The 14,246-nt window shown below is 73.2% G+C and carries 12 protein-coding genes; 8 read left to right on the forward strand and 4 right to left on the reverse strand.

Annotated features, from left to right (window positions below; genetic code table 11):
- Positions 1-140: 140 nt before the first annotated feature.
- Complete coding sequence (locus tag IE290_RS35915) at positions 141-935, reverse strand: serine hydrolase (protein ID WP_191249194.1); 795 nt, start codon at positions 933-935, stop codon at positions 141-143.
- 102 nt (positions 936-1,037) lie between these two features.
- On the opposite strand from IE290_RS35915, the gene IE290_RS35920 reads away from it, so the two are divergent.
- The 4 genes from IE290_RS35920 to IE290_RS35935 all read left to right on the forward strand — a co-directional run bounded on the left by IE290_RS35920 (position 1,038) and on the right by IE290_RS35935 (position 4,829).
- On the forward strand, positions 1,038-1,712 hold the full coding sequence (locus IE290_RS35920) for a response regulator (RefSeq protein WP_191249195.1): 675 nt from the start codon (positions 1,038-1,040) through the stop codon (positions 1,710-1,712).
- Positions 1,709-3,124 (forward strand): ATP-binding protein, encoded by a 1,416-nt coding sequence (locus IE290_RS35925; RefSeq protein ID WP_191249196.1) that lies wholly within the window; start codon positions 1,709-1,711, stop codon positions 3,122-3,124. Before IE290_RS35920 ends, IE290_RS35925 begins: the two co-directional genes overlap by 4 nt.
- Positions 3,121-3,648 (forward strand): GerMN domain-containing protein, encoded by a 528-nt coding sequence (locus tag IE290_RS35930; protein WP_191249197.1) that lies wholly within the window; start codon positions 3,121-3,123, stop codon positions 3,646-3,648. The genes IE290_RS35925 and IE290_RS35930 overlap by 4 nt, the downstream gene beginning before the upstream one ends.
- A gap of 152 nt (positions 3,649-3,800) precedes the next feature.
- Positions 3,801-4,829: a glucosyl-3-phosphoglycerate synthase gene (locus IE290_RS35935; protein WP_191249198.1), complete on the forward strand. Its 1,029-nt coding sequence runs from the start codon at positions 3,801-3,803 to the stop codon at positions 4,827-4,829.
- Between the two features lie 4 nt (positions 4,830-4,833).
- Here IE290_RS35935 and IE290_RS35940 read toward each other — a convergent pair whose 3' ends face one another.
- Complete coding sequence (locus IE290_RS35940) at positions 4,834-5,535, reverse strand: 2OG-Fe(II) oxygenase (protein WP_191249199.1); 702 nt, start codon at positions 5,533-5,535, stop codon at positions 4,834-4,836.
- A 43-nt stretch (positions 5,536-5,578) separates the two neighbouring features.
- Positions 5,579-6,016 (reverse strand): PPOX class F420-dependent oxidoreductase, encoded by a 438-nt coding sequence (locus IE290_RS35945; RefSeq protein ID WP_191249200.1) that lies wholly within the window; start codon positions 6,014-6,016, stop codon positions 5,579-5,581.
- Between the two features lie 34 nt (positions 6,017-6,050).
- Between IE290_RS35945 and IE290_RS35950 the strand changes: the two genes are divergently transcribed.
- From IE290_RS35950 to IE290_RS35965, 4 genes are all read left to right on the forward strand, one after another.
- Complete coding sequence (locus IE290_RS35950; protein ID WP_191249201.1) at positions 6,051-6,509, forward strand: MarR family winged helix-turn-helix transcriptional regulator; 459 nt, start codon at positions 6,051-6,053, stop codon at positions 6,507-6,509.
- A 72-nt stretch (positions 6,510-6,581) separates the two neighbouring features.
- Positions 6,582-8,060, forward strand: a complete 1,479-nt coding sequence (locus tag IE290_RS35955) for a hypothetical protein (protein ID WP_191249202.1) — start codon at positions 6,582-6,584, stop codon at positions 8,058-8,060.
- Complete coding sequence (locus IE290_RS35960; RefSeq protein ID WP_020422323.1) at positions 8,057-8,857, forward strand: hypothetical protein; 801 nt, start codon at positions 8,057-8,059, stop codon at positions 8,855-8,857. Before IE290_RS35955 ends, IE290_RS35960 begins: the two co-directional genes overlap by 4 nt.
- 10 nt (positions 8,858-8,867) lie before the next feature.
- A complete protein-coding gene (locus tag IE290_RS35965; protein WP_191249203.1) occupies positions 8,868-13,331 on the forward strand; it encodes a coiled-coil domain-containing protein in 4,464 nt (1,487 codons plus the stop codon).
- Between the two features lie 425 nt (positions 13,332-13,756).
- Here IE290_RS35965 and IE290_RS35970 read toward each other — a convergent pair whose 3' ends face one another.
- A complete protein-coding gene (locus tag IE290_RS35970) occupies positions 13,757-14,242 on the reverse strand; it encodes a YybH family protein (protein WP_191249204.1) in 486 nt (161 codons plus the stop codon).
- Positions 14,243-14,246: the final 4 nt, after the last annotated feature.

Below are 14,246 nucleotides of genomic sequence, written 5' to 3' on the forward strand. Positions count from 1 at the left end.
GTACCTTGACACGCCTGATCGGCGACCAAAAGCAGGCTGTGGATCGGGGGCGGGGGAGGTCTGGTTGGGGTAGTCGGTCTTCTTGCGTTGCCGGCTTGCGGGTTGTTGGTGGTGCTGGAAAAGCAAGATTTCTACCCCACCTACCCCAGCAACCCCTCCACCGCCGCGGTCGTCTGGGTCACCTCTCGCATCGCGGTCTCCATCGCTGTTCCGCTCGGCCGGTGGCTCAGCACCACCACCACGTACCGATCCCCAGCCCCGACCAGCCCGCTCGTGTGCGCGTCCACCCCACCGCGGCCGGCCGCCCACCCCTGCTTGATCGCCCACGCCCGGCCCGGCAACGCGTCCGGGATCCCGAAGTACTGGTCGACCCCGTCGGCCGCCACGCGGTGTGCGTCCCGCAGCGGGTCCAGGATCAGGCGCCGCTCACCGGACGGCATGGCCAGCACCGCCCGGTACACCGTCAGCACGTCCTCGGCCGACAGGAGCGTGTCGCCCCAGCGGCCCGGGTCCGATGGCGGCTCGGTGGCCGTGAGCCCCAGGGTCGAGACCGTGCGGCGGACGATCTCCGGCCCGCCGCCGGACTCCCACAGGCTGCTGGCGATCGCGTCGTCGCTGTAGGACAGCATCCTCGTCATGCGCGGGCTCGGCCGCTGCGGTGTCACGTGGCCGCGCTGCACGAGGTCGATCGCGATCAGCAGCTTCACCAGCGATGCCGACCGGTACCGCGTGCCGGTTCCCTCGCCGCGCAGGACACGGTCCTGCGCGCGGTCGTAGACGAGCACGCTCGTCGCCGAGGAGCCGGCCGGCGCCGACGTGCCGGAGCTGCTGCCGCGGAGCGCGAGCGCCGCACCCAGGGAGAGGGCGATCACGACGACCGCGATGACGAGGACGACGATCGGGCCACGGCGGAGTGACCTGGTCTGCACGGACATGGTGATCAGCGTCGGCCGCCGATGTCCGCGTCCCGTCGTCGTCGTGTCATGGTTTTGCAACAGAGTCGCGGCAGTTGGTGAAACCCCGCCATAATCGGCCGCGTGCCGACTGTGCTGTTGATCGAGGACGACCCGGCGGTCCGGGAAGGACTGTGCCTGGGCCTGCGCCGGCACGGTCACGACGTGGAACCGGCCGCCGACGGTGAACGCGGCCTGCGCCTGCTCGCCGCGCGCCGCCCGGACCTCGTGCTGCTCGACCTGATGCTGCCCGGCATCGACGGGTTCGAGGTGTGCCGCCGCATCCGCGCCACCGGCCCGATCCCGATCATCATGCTCACCGCTCGCGGCGACGACATCGACGTCGTCGGCGGCCTCGAAGCCGGTGCCGACGACTACGTGGTCAAACCCGTGCAGCCCCGCGTCCTGGACGCCCGCATCAAGGCCGTCCTGCGCCGCGGCGCCACGACGGGCCACGACCGCGAACGGCACGGCGCGCTGACGATCGACCGCGCCGCCTGCGAGGTCACCAAGAACGGCGAGCCGGTCCGGCTGACCCCCACCGAGCTGCGGCTGCTGCTCGAGCTGTCCCGCGTCCCCGGCCGCGTGCTCAGCCGCCAGCAGCTGCTGGAACTGGTGTGGGACCACGACTACCTCGGCGACTCGCGGCTCGTCGACGCGTGCGTGCAACGGTTGCGCGCGAAACTCGAGGACCAGCCGGCGGCGCCGGTGTACGTGCGGACCGTGCGCGGCTTCGGCTACCGGTTCGGTCCACTGTGATCAGACGAATCGTGGCGCGGCTGCGGGGAATCCGGGCGCGGCTGGTGCTGATCATCAGTCTCGTCGCGGTGACCGCGATCGTCGGCGCGACCGGCGTCAACTACGTCACCGCGCGCCGCACCGTCCTCGCCGCGACCCAGGACCAGGTGATGACCAAGCTGCGCGACGACGTGGACGCCATCGCCCCCACCCTGCGGATGCCGCCCGACGTGGCGACCCTCAACCAGCTCGTGCGGTCCGTCCCGGCGGCCGCCGTCGCCCGTTACGGCGAGCTGTCCTCGGACATCCGCGGTTCGATGCGGTTCGTGCCGCCCGAGCTGGTGGCCCGGGTGCGCGCCGAAGAGCGGCTGGTGTTCCAGCGCATCGACTCCGGTACGCCCGAACTCGTGGTCGGCATGCCCGTCATGACCGTCGACACCAGCTTCCGCCGCGTCCCGTCCGGGCTGGAGGTGTACGGGTGGTACTCGCTGAGCGCCGAACAGCACCAGATCACCGAGTTCGCGCTCAACGGCTGGCGCACCGCGGCCGTCGCGGTGCCGCTGGCGGTGCTCCTCGCGTGGCTGGCCGCGGGCGCGGTGCTGCGGCCGGTGCGGCGCCTGCGCGACGGGGCGCGCGACCTCGCGCGCGGTGAGCTGGCGACCCGCCTGCCCGAGCGTGGCGGCGACGAACTGGCCGAGCTGGCGCGCACGTTCAACGAATCCGCCGCCAGCCTGGAGAAGTCGGTGGGGGAGCTGCGCCGCATGGAAGCCGACGCGCGCCGGTTCGTCGCCGACGTCTCCCATGAGCTGCGCACCCCGCTCGCCGCGATGACCGCCGTGACGGAGGTGCTCGACGAGGAGGCGGCGCGCCTGCAAGGCGACGCGGCCACGGCCACCCGCCTGGTGAGCGAGGAAACCCGCAAGCTCACCCGGCTCGTCGACGACCTCATCGAGATCTCCCGCTTCGACAACGGCCGCGCCCGCATGGACCGGCGCGAGGCCGACCTCGGCGAGCTGATCGCCGCGACCCTGCGCACCCGGCAGTGGAGCGACCGCGTCGAGGCCGAGCTGCCGCGCGGGATCGTCGCCGCGGTGGACGCCCGCCGTTTCGACGTCATCGTGGCGAACCTGGTCGGCAACGCGCTGCGGCACGGCGCCCCGCCGGTGCGGGTGCGGCTGTCCGCGGCCGGTGCGGACGCCGTCGTCGAGGTCACCGACCACGGGCCGGGACTGGCCGGCGATGTGCTGCCGCACGTGTTCGCCCGGTTCTACAAGGCCGACACCGCGCGGTCGCGGTCGGAGGGGAGCGGTCTCGGCTTGTCCATCGCGGAGAAGAACGCCGGCCTGCACGGCGGCACGATCGAGGCGGGCAACCACCCGGGCGGCGGCGCCCGGTTCGTGCTGCGGCTGCCGCGGGCGGAGGTGCGGCGATGAGGTGGATCGGGCTGCTGCTCGTACTGGTGCTCGCCGGGTGCGGCGTGCGCCCGACCGATCCGGTATCGGCGGGTGAGCCGCCGGTCGGGGCGGCACCCGGGCCGATCCTGGTCTTCCTGCAGGCGGGCAAACTGCAACCGGTCGTCCGCGAGACGGGCCGCCTCGGCACGCCCGCGGAGGCGGTCGCCCTGCTCCTGGCCGGCCCGACCCCGCAGGAAGACGCCGCGGGCTTGTCGTCCGGGCTGCCTCCGGGCGCCGTCGGCGCGTCCGTGGGCGCACTGGACCAGGGCATCGTGACCGTGAACCTCACCGCGCCCCTGGGCTTCCTGCCCGAACTGGCGAAGGACCAGATCGTCTGCACCGTGATCGCGGTGCAGGCCCAGACAGGCGCCGACGCCGCCAACGTGCTCGTGCGGTTGGTGGGGGCGCCCGGCATCACGCAGGCGGACGAGTACACCACCACCAAGGCGCGGCCGGACGGGACGGACTCCGAGCGGGGCCGGTCCTGCCCCCTCGTGCGCTGACCTTCGACCGCGACCGATGTGCAAGGTGTGTTACGACGGCCCGCTGCCGGGTACGAACTCGTAACCTGCCGGTTTCATCCCGGAGCGGCTGGCGAAACCCGTCTGCCGAAGCATCGATCTCGCCGATGTCCGGTTCGGGGAAGGGGATGCGCATGCGTGGCTTCAGGGCGAGGAAGGTGGCGGCGCCGCAGGTGTCCGCCGACGTCGGCTCCTGGCTGCCCCGGCGCAGCAGCCAGGCGGGTGACTGGCCGGTGGCCGACCTGGTCGCCGCCAAGGGGGACACGACCGTCAGCGTGGTGATCCCGGCCAGGGACGAGGAGGCCACGGTCGGCGACATCGTGCGCACGATCCGCCGGGATCTGGTCGAACGTCACCAGCTGGTCGACGAGGTGATGGTCGTCGACTCGCGCTCGCAGGACGCGACCGCGCGCGTGGCCGTGGAAGCCGGGGCGACCGTGGTGGCGCAGGATTCGGTGCTGCCGGCCCTGCCCGGGCTGCAGGGCAAGGGGGAGGCGCTGTGGAAGGGACTGGCCGCCTCCCGCGGCGACATCGTCGTGTACGTCGACGGCGACCTGTACGACTTCACCAGCGACTACGTGACCGGTCTGCTCGGCCCGCTGCTCACCGACGACTCGATCGCCTACGTCAAGGGCTTCTACCACCGGCCGTTGGTCGGGCCGGTGAGCACCGACGCCGACGGCGGCGGCCGGGTCACCGAGCTGGTGGCGCGCCCGCTGCTGAACCTGTACTGGCCCGAGCTGGCCGGGTTCGTGCAGCCGCTGGCCGGCGAGTACGCCGGGCGGCGCGAGGTGCTGGAGCGGGTGCCGTTCGTGGCGAACTACGGGGTCGAGGTCGGGCACCTGATCGACATCCTGGAGGCCCACGGGCTGGACGCGCTCGCGCAGGTCGACCTCGGCAAGCGCACCCACCGGCACCAGAACACCCAGGCGCTGGGCCGGATGTCGGGCCAGATCATGCTCACCGTGTTCGACCGCCTGGAGCGCTACGGGCGCCTGGTGTCGGCCGAGCCGCCGGCGACGCTGCTCGCGCAGTTCCGCCGCGGCGAGTCCGGGCACGGCGTCGACCGCGAGCTGGTGGTCACCGACCTGGCGTGCGAGCAGCGCCCGCCGCTGGCGACGCTGCGCGCGGCCGACGGCTCGGGCTTGCGCGAAATCGCCTGACGCCTCAGGTGGCGTCGTGGAACACCAGGCCCAGGGTGTGGCGGATGCCGGTGCGCACGGTGCTCACGCCGTGCCGCACCGGCGCCGCCGACCAGCCGCGGGTCGAGCGCACCGGGCGGTCCCGCGTGGTGAAGATCAGCGCGTGACCCTGCGGCAGCTGGGTGACCGTGCCGCGGGACTGGGCCCGCGGCCGCTGCTCGACCAGCAGGAACTCGCCGCCGGTGTGGTCGGCGTCGGGCACGTCGAGCCCGATCACGACCTGCAGCGGGAACACCAGCTCGCCGTAGAGGTCGCGGTGCAGCGCGTTCCAGTCGCCGGCCCGGTAGCGCAGCAGGATCGGCGTCGACCGGGTCTGGCCGGCGCGGTGGCACCGGTCGAGCCAGGTCTCCAGGTCGTCCGGCCAGGGCGCGTCCCAGCCGAGCTTGGCGGCCCAGTCGCGGGCGATCGGCAGCAGGTGCGGGTAGAACGCCGCGCGCAGGCGGGCGACCGGCTCGGGCAGCGGGTAGCCGAAGTAGCGGTACTGCCCGGACCCGAACCGGAAGCGCGCCATGTCGATGGTGGACCGGAACCGGCTCACGTCGTCGTACAGCGCGGACAGCTCACCGCACTCGCGCGCGCTCAGGATCGGCGGCGTGAGGGCGCAGCCGGTGTCGTTCAGTTCTTCGGTGAGGGCCGGCCAGTCCAGGGCCGCGACATCCGCGATCACCCTGCCAAGTCTGCGCGCCCGGCCGGGCGGTGGCTGGCGGGAATCAGTCGGCGAGACCGCCGTACGCGATCACCTTGGTGACGCGTGCCCGGACCAGCAGCTCGCCGGGCACGGCGTTGCGCTTGCCGAACTCGTCCGCCCGGTCCTCGCCCATGTACCGCGCGCCGATGCGGGTGGACCAGTGCAGCATCTCGTCCAGGTCCTCGTGCAGCGTCGCCTCGGCGGTGAACTGGACGAACGCGAACGGCGGCTCCTGATCGTCCACGCACAGCGACAACCGCGGGTCCCGGCGCAGCGCCCGCCCCTTCACCGACTCCGCGCCGGTGTTGAAGATCAGCTCGTCGGCGCCGTCGTCGGTGTTGACGACGAACCAGATCGGCGTCACGTGCGAGCTGCCATCGGCGCGGGTGACGCCCAGCTTCCCGGTGCGCGTGCCCGCGGAGGCGAACTCCAGCCACTCGTCCCTGTTCAGTGCGTGCATGGGGCGACCCTAGCGACATGGGATCATGACGCTCATGGCGAGCGACGCACCGACCGCCGACGAGGCCGTCCGCACCATGCTGCTGCTCCTGCCGCGCCTGGTCGGCCGCGCCAAGAAGCTGCCGGTCCCGGAGCGGCTGCGCGACTTCAACCTCGCCCCGCGGCACCTGTCGCTGCTGTCCTACCTGCTGTTCGACGGCCCGATGACGGTCAACGAGCTGGCCGCGCGGCTCGAGGTCGCGCCCACCACTGTCAGCCTGATGGTCGGCGACCTCAGCCGCCGCGGGATCCTCGACCGCACCGAGGACGACAACGACCGGCGCCGCACGATCGTGAGCATCGCCGGGACCTACCGCGCCGAGGTCGAGGGCTGGCTCGCCGCCGGCGCCCGCGCCTGGCGCACCGCCCTGGACCCGCTCACCCCTGAGCAGCGCCGCCTGGTCATCGACACGCTGCGCACCTATGAGCGTGAAGTCGAGCGAGAACGAGGGTAACGGTAGCCCGCCCGTCTCCCGCCGCCGCCCTCAACCGACGCGCTTCGCGCGACTGTCCTAGTCTCGAGCGCTGTGCGTGACTCGGACCTGATCAGCGGGGGGCTGGTGGACGAGGGCCTGGCCCGGCGGCTCAAGGCGCTCGCCTGCACCGCGCCCCTGCACGACCTGGACGCGCGCAAGTCCAAGCTCGACTGGGCCGACGCGACCGTCTACCAGATGGCCGAGATCGCGCTGCACACGATCGACCTGGTCACCATCGCGATGGACTTCGACACCGGCGCCAACCACGACGACGTCGTCCGGCGCCTGCAGCCGTTCATCGCCGCGCAGGCCCCGCGCCGCCCGGCCGAGGAGCACCTGCGCGTCGCGCGCTGGGTGCTGGACAACCTGATCAACGTCGGCACCACCGACCGCGGCTTCCGGCGCGTCTACGGCAGCCTGGACTCCAACGGCACCTACCGGCGCCGCGCGTTCGACTTCAAGCTGCTCGTCGAGCTGGCCGCCCCGGACGGCGAGGTGTACCTGCGGGCCAGCGACGAGGCGATCAACGTGCTGGTCGGCGCGCTGGACACGGACGTGGAGTCCGCGCAGATCGCGGCCGAGGTGAAGCTGGAGAACCTGATCAGCCGCGGCCGCCTCGCCGACGCCAAGCTCGCCGCCGAGCAGGCCCGCTACCGCACCGTCCAGTACGGCGAGACGCTGCGCGCCAAGCTGGACGCGACCCGCCGCGACGTGCGCGCGGTGGACTGGGACCGCGAGATGCCCGAGCTGCTGGACTCCGCGCTGACCCACATCGAGGCCCGCTTCCGCGCGGAGAACGCGATCCTGCGCAACATCACCGCCGCCCGCGACGAGGCCGAGGACGTCGACCACAAGCGCCGCGCCGCCGAGCTGGTCGACATCGTCAGCGACTGCATCAGCCGCCACACCCAGCTGCAGGCCCGGCTGCAGGCCGCCGGTGCGGTGTTCCGCGCCGAGCAGGACCGGCAGCAGTTCTCCGGCCCGCCGCAGCGCGCGACCGTCGACCTGTTCGGCCAGATCCTGATGCCCGCGCTGGAGCTGCCGATCGCCGACGCCGTGTCGCCGCTGGAGTCGTACTTCCACGCCTCCGCGGGCTTGATCGTGCCGACCGTGCCCGCGCTGCCGTCGCTGGTCTCGCTGCTGCTGCGGCCCGCGCCCGAGCGCGACAAGGTGGTCGGCGAGGTGCCCGAGCCGGAGCTCGTCCCGCCGGAGAGCCTGGACCACTACAGTGACGAGCAGTGGCGGCGGGCCGACGAGCTGCTGGACCTGCCGGAGGTGCCGCGGCGGCTGTCCGGCGTGCTGGCCGAGGCCCGCGAGCTGGACCCGGAGCTGCCGCGTCTGGTGGCGCTGCGGGCGCTGCACTCCTACAGTCCCGAGGTGGGCGCCGCCGTCCGGCAGGGGGACGACCGCGCGCTGCTCGCCGTCGACGACGGCACGCTGCTGGAGGACGCCGAGTTCGGGGGAGCCGACCTGTTGCTCAGCACGGCGCGGCTGGAACGCGACGAGGAAGACGAAGAGGGGGCGGCATGACGCGTCCGGTCACGACCGGCGACGCCGAGAACGCGGCACGGCTGATCTCGTTCGGCATGCGGCCCAAGCACCTGCCCTCGCGCGACGTCGTCTACGCCGACCTGGTCCGCCGCTACGGCGAGGACAGCGCGTTCAAGCAGCTGACCAACTCGGTCGCCGCCGGCCTCGGACTGATGGTGCTCGACGTGAGCCACCAGGCCGGCGCGGTGCTGGCCGCCACCGACGAGTCGGTGTTCGAGGTCAAGATGGACAGCTACGCGCGGCAGAGCAAGATCCGCGAGCGCCGCGACACCGAGAAGGTGCTGCACGGCCTCGTCCACCTCGCCACCGCCGCCCTGGGCTACCCGCGCCCGGACGATCTGGCCAACGACACCTACATCGGCCGCGTCAGCGTCGACCAGGTCGACGGCGTGGTGCGCGAGGCGTGCCGGATCCTCGACGAGCGCGCCGCCAAGGCCGAGGCCAACAACGACCCGCTGTCCGACTCGCCGGAGCTGGAACAGGCCTGGCGCGCCTACGCCCGCCGCCCGGAGGCGGCGGCCACCAAGGACGGACGGCTGGCCTCGGACACCACGCGCGGCATGGTGTCGCGGGCCCTGCGGTTCCTGGCCGACCAGGGGTTCCTGGTGCAGGTCAGCGGCGAGCAGGGCGGCACCTACCGGACCACGCCGCGCTACCAGGTGCAGGTGCGGGAACTGGCCGCCGACAGCGCGTTCGAGGAGCTGCTGGCCCTCGGCGTGGTCGCGGTCTCCGACGGCGAGGGCACGCTGCGCCCGTCCATTTCGGACACTCTGTAGGGGGAGATCGGTGTACGAGCTTTCGCGGGTGCGCCTGCACTCCGTCGGGCCGGCGGGCGCGCGCTACCAGAACGTGCTGCTGGACTTCAGCGGCGTCGGCCCGCTGGTGAAGGCGCCGGCGCAGGACGCGCTGTTCACCGCCGGGATCCACTCCGCGGACGGCAGCCTGCCGCGGCGGCCGTCCCCGGCCAGCGTGCTGTTCCTGGAGAACGGCGGCGGCAAGTCCGTGCTGATCAAGCTGATCTTCTCGGTCATGCTGCCCGGCCGCCGCCAGGTGGTGGGCACGACCAGCACGCGCGTGCTGGAGAAGTTCGTGATGGCCAAGGACGTCGCGCACGTCGTCCTGGAGTGGCAGCACACCGAGACCGGGCAGCGGGTGATCACCGGCAAGGTGTCGGAGTGGCGCGGGCACGTGGTCTCCAACGACCCGGCGAACCTGGTCGACTCGTGGTACTGCTTCCGGCCCACCGCCGCGCTGGGCCTGGAGTCGCTGCCGTTCACCGAGGACGGCCGACTGCTGACCATGTCCGGGTTCGCCGAGCAGCTGGAGCGCGCGCACAAGGCCGAGCCGGAGCTGGAGCTGTTCACCACCCGCCGCCACCACGAGTGGACCGAGCGGCTGGACACCCTCGGCCTGGACACCGAGCTGTTCCGCTACCAGCGCGCGATGAACGCCGGCGAGGGTGAGGCGGCCGACGCGTTCGCCTTCACCTCCGACGAGGCGTTCGTGGAGTTCCTGCTGCGCGCGGTGATCCCCGAGGACGACCCGAAGGACCTGGCCGAGGTCGTGCAGACCTACGCGCACAACCTGGGGCAGCGCGGCGAGCTGATGTCCGAACGCGACTTCGTGGCCGGGGCGCTGGACCTGCTGACGCCGCTCACCGAGGAGGAGTCGCTCGCCGCCGCGTCCCGCAAGCTCGCCGCGGTCGCCCGCGAGGAGGCCCGCGCGCTGGCCGGGTCGGTCATCGCCCGGCACGAGCTGGAGGCCGAGCGCCTCGACGGGTTGAAGTCCTATGTGGACGAAACCCGGGACGCGGAGAAGCTGGCCGAAGGGGATCACCGGCGCCGCAACGCGGTCGTCACCGAGCTGCGCCGCGTGGTCGGCGAGATGCGGCTGGCCGACGCGACCGCGGAGAAGACGCGGATCGACGACGAGCTGAAGAAGGCTCGCGAGACCGCGGCCGCGTGGCGCGAGACCGGCACCGTGCTCGCCCACGTCAACGCCGCGCGCAAGGCGACCGATATCCGCAAGCTGGTCGGCGACCGCGAGCAGAGCGCGAAACCGGCCCTGGAGGCCAAGAACGCGGCCGCCACCGCGCTCGCCCGCGGGCTGCTGGCGCTGGCGCGGGAAGCCGAGGAGCAGGCGCAGGCCGCCGAGGCCCGCGCCGAAACCGCCCGCACCGCCGCCGCGGCCGCGCAGGACCAAAGGGACGCGGCCACCGCGACCGCCGCCGGGCACCGCGCCGAGCTGGGCCAGCTGACCCGCCGCATCGAGGAGGTGCGCACGCAGGTGCAGCAGGCCGTCCGCGACGGGCTGCTCACCGACGGCACACAGGTCGCCGCGGCCGCGCAGGAGGCGCGCACCCGGGGCGAAAACGCGACCACCGAGCTCGCCGCGCGGGAGAGCGAACTGGAGGGGGTCGCCGAGGACCACGCCCAGGCCCAGGCCGCCCTGCACGCCGCGCAGCAGCGGGCCGCCACCGCGCAGTCCCGGGCCGCGCACGCGGCGGAGGAGCTGGCGAAGGCGCACCGGCGGTCGGACAGCCTCGCCGCGCACCCGCGGCTGCTGGAGCTGCTCGGGGGCGACAACGTCCAGCTGGAGACCGACACGCCCGCGCTGCTGACGCGGCTGCGCGAGGCCCGCGCGGCCGCCGAGCGCGAGCAGACCGCGCTGCGCATGGAGGAGTCGGTCGACGAGCGGGCGCTGGCCGCGCTCGGATCCGGTGGCCTGCTGCCCGCGCCGCCGGAGGTCCAGTCCGCGTTGGACGTTCTCGAGGCGGCCGGGATCACCGCGTGGTCGGGCTGGCGTTATCTGTCCACGATGGACGCGCCGGGCCGGGAGCGGGTGCTGCGGGACCTGCCGCACCTGCTCGGCGGCGTGCTGATCAACGACCCGGCCCAGCTGGACCGGGCCCGCCAGGTGCTCGCCGACGCCAAGCTCCTGCCGAGCGTGGTGCTGCCGGTCGGCACCACCCAGGCGGTGCGGGCCGACGGTGCGGCGCCGGGCGTGGACTTCCTGGTCCCGCCGAACCCGGCGATGTACGACGAGGAAGCGGCCGACACCGAGCGCCAGGCCATCGCCGCCCGGCACGCCCGCCGCCAGAAGCAGCTCGAGGCGCTGGCCGGCGCGATCGGCGACGACGCGGCGCTGGAGTGGAAGCTCACCACCTGGCGCGAGGACTACCCGCCCGGCGCGCTGGCGACCCTCGCCGAGGAGGCCGAGGCCGCGGCCGGCGAGCAGACCGAGGCGGACGCCGCCGTGGCCGCGCAGGAACGCGCGGTGGCCGACCTGGCCGCGCGCCGGGCCCGGCTGCGCGAGGCGATCCCGGCGTTGCGAGCCGAGGCGCGCGAGAGCGAGGAACGCGCCCGCAAACTGGCCGAGCTGGCCGAACGGGTCGCGTTGATTCCACAGTGGACTGAGACCGTCGAGCACGCGCAGGAGATCGTCACCCGCGCCGAAGCCGAGGCGGAGCAGGCGGCTTCGCGCGCGGCCCGGCTGCGGGAGGAGGCCGCCGAGGAGCAGCGCACCGCCGACGGCCACCGCCGCACGGTCACCCACGCGCGCGCCGAGCTGGCCGAGGTGCCCGGCGGGGGATCGGTGTCCGAGAACGAGCCGGTGCCCGCCGAACCGGTCGACGCGCTGCGCCGGGCGTTCGCCGCGGCCAGCGACGCCTACGCCCGCGTCGAGGTGGGCAGCGACCTGCGGGCCGAGCTGGACCAGGCGGAGAACGCGGAGTCCGCGGCGCGGGCGGCGCTCGAGGCGCTGGAGCCGGCGGTCCGGGAACAGGCCGCGCGCCTGCTGGAGACACCGGACGGCTCCGACGCGGCCACCCGTGCCGCCGCGCTGGCGCGTGCCGGGCGCACGGTGTCCGCGCTGGAGGCCGAGCACAGCGAGGCGATCGGCCTGGTCGCGACCTGCAAGGCCGAGCTGGACCAGCTGCCGAAGCAGAACGCGTCGCTGGAGGTCCGGCCGCGCGACGTCGAGCACGGCCGGGAGCTGATCGACGAAGCCATCGAGGAAGCCTCGGTGGCGGCCCGCGCCCTGGAGGAGGCGCAGGCGCGGCGCGCGGAGGCCGAGCGCACCCTGGAGGCGGCCACCGCGTCGGCGGCCGGGTTCCGGATGCTCGCCGAGTCGATGGCGCACCTGGCCCCCGAGGGCGAGCCGGAGAGCGTGTTCGACGGCGACGTGGAGGCCGCGCAGGCCCGTTACCGCAAGCTGAACACGACGCTGACCGACGCCGAGGCCGCGGTCGACGGCGCGGAGAAGCGGGTGCGGGCGGCGGCGGACGCGCTGGCCCAGTACGCCACCGACAAGCGGTTCGAGAAGCTGACCAGCCCGGTGCGGCAGCAGATCGTGTCGGTGCGGCGGGACAGCCTGCCCTCGCACGCGCGGGAGTGGTCGGCCGCGCTGAAGCCGCGGCTGCGCACGCTGACCGACGACCTGGCGCAGATCGACCGGCACCGGTCCGGGATCGTGGCCCGGTTGCAGGGCATGGTCGAGGGCGCGCTGCGGATGCTGCGGTCGGCGCAGCGGCTGTCGCGGCTGCCGGAGGGGCTCGGCGGCTGGTCGGGGCAGGAGTTCCTGCGGATCCGGTTCGGCGATCCGGAGGAGCCGCAGCTGTCCGAGGCGCTCGGGCAGGTCGTCGACGAGGCGGCGCTCGGCAAGACCAGCGACGGCCGCGACGTCAAGCGGGACGGGATGTCGCTGGTGCTGCGCGGCGTGCGGGCGGCGGTGCCCAAGGGGTTCCGGGTGGACATCCTCAAACCGGACTCGGTGCTGCGCACGGAACGCCAGCGGGTGTCGGAGATCCGGGACGTGTTCTCCGGCGGCCAGCAGCTGACCGCGGCGATCATCCTGTACTGCACGCTGGCGGCGCTGCGGGCGAACAACCGCGGCATGGTGCGCAACCGGCACTCCGGGGTGCTGTTCCTGGACAACCCGATCGGCCGCGCGTCCGCCGGGTACCTGCTGGAGCTGCAGCGGGTGGTCGCGGAGGCGCTCGGGGTGCAGCTGATCTACACGACGGGCCTGTTCGACGCCGGGGCGCTCTCGGAGTTCCCGCTGATCGTGCGCCTGCGCAACGACGCGGACCTGCGGGCGGGCCGCAAGTACCTCTCCGTCGACGCGACGATCCGCAACCACCTCGACGACCTCGGCGAACCGGACGGAACGGCGCGGATCTCCGCGACGCGGCTGTTCACGAAGCCGGGGGAGCAGGCGGCCGGAGCAGGGGAGATGACCGGAAGGCCTTAGAGTGGTGCCTTGTTCGCTGCCGTGAACCACAGATTGATCACGGCGACCGGCACAACGATGAACGACCACCACTCGCGCTTCCGAGGCAGGCTCCCCTGAGCCAATTCGCCTCGCGCGCGTACGCCCGAACTGGTAGCGGCCCACGCCAGCACGAAATCAGTCCGTTGCTGGAGCCCGCCCATCGGAGGCCGGGCGTAGCCCCGTTCGTTGAGCAAGGTCGCTCCGGCCGGACGCGATCTTGGCCACTTCGTGTCCGTATCGCGAATGGGCACGCTGCCGCCATCACAACCGTCGCCGCCTCTACCGCGCAAGCTGTCAACCCCTCGGTTATCAGGCGTACTCGAGGTTCCTGGCCTGTGGAATCCGCCAACAGGGATTGCTCGTTTTGCGACGTGGTGGGGCGGCCGACCCTGGTGAGAAGGTGGTCAGCCGCGGACAGCCGCCTGGTAGGCAGCCAGCTCGGCGGCGTCGTCGATGCTGCCGTGGTGGTGGAACTGCGCCCAGCGCCCGCCGGAGTAGCGGAAGTACCGGCTGGTGCGGATGCGCAGCGGCACCTCGCGGCCATCCACCACGTACGAGCCCGTCTCGCGCCCGGCGAACAACGCGTGCCCGTCCCCGGTGTACTCCACGATGTCGCCGAAGGTGACCGTGACCCGCGCCGGGCCGTGGAACACTTTGTCGTACAACGCGGCGATGTCCGTGCCGCCGCGCAGGATCCCGCCGAGCGGGTTGTTCAGCTGCGCCAGCGCGTCGTCGGTCCAGACGCGGGCGAACACCTCGGAGTCCCGCTGGTTGAAGGCGAAGTAGAACGTCTCCAGCGCGGCCAGCGCGCCCTCGATGCCCGGCGCGGTGGCCGCGTCCAGGCGGTTGCGGGAGTCCGGGCCGAAGGTGGCCGCGAGGCGTCGGGTCATGTGC

Source organism: Amycolatopsis deserti (assembly GCF_014653945.1).
In the GTDB taxonomy this organism is placed as follows: Bacteria; Actinomycetota; Actinomycetes; order Mycobacteriales; family Pseudonocardiaceae; genus Amycolatopsis_E; species Amycolatopsis_E deserti.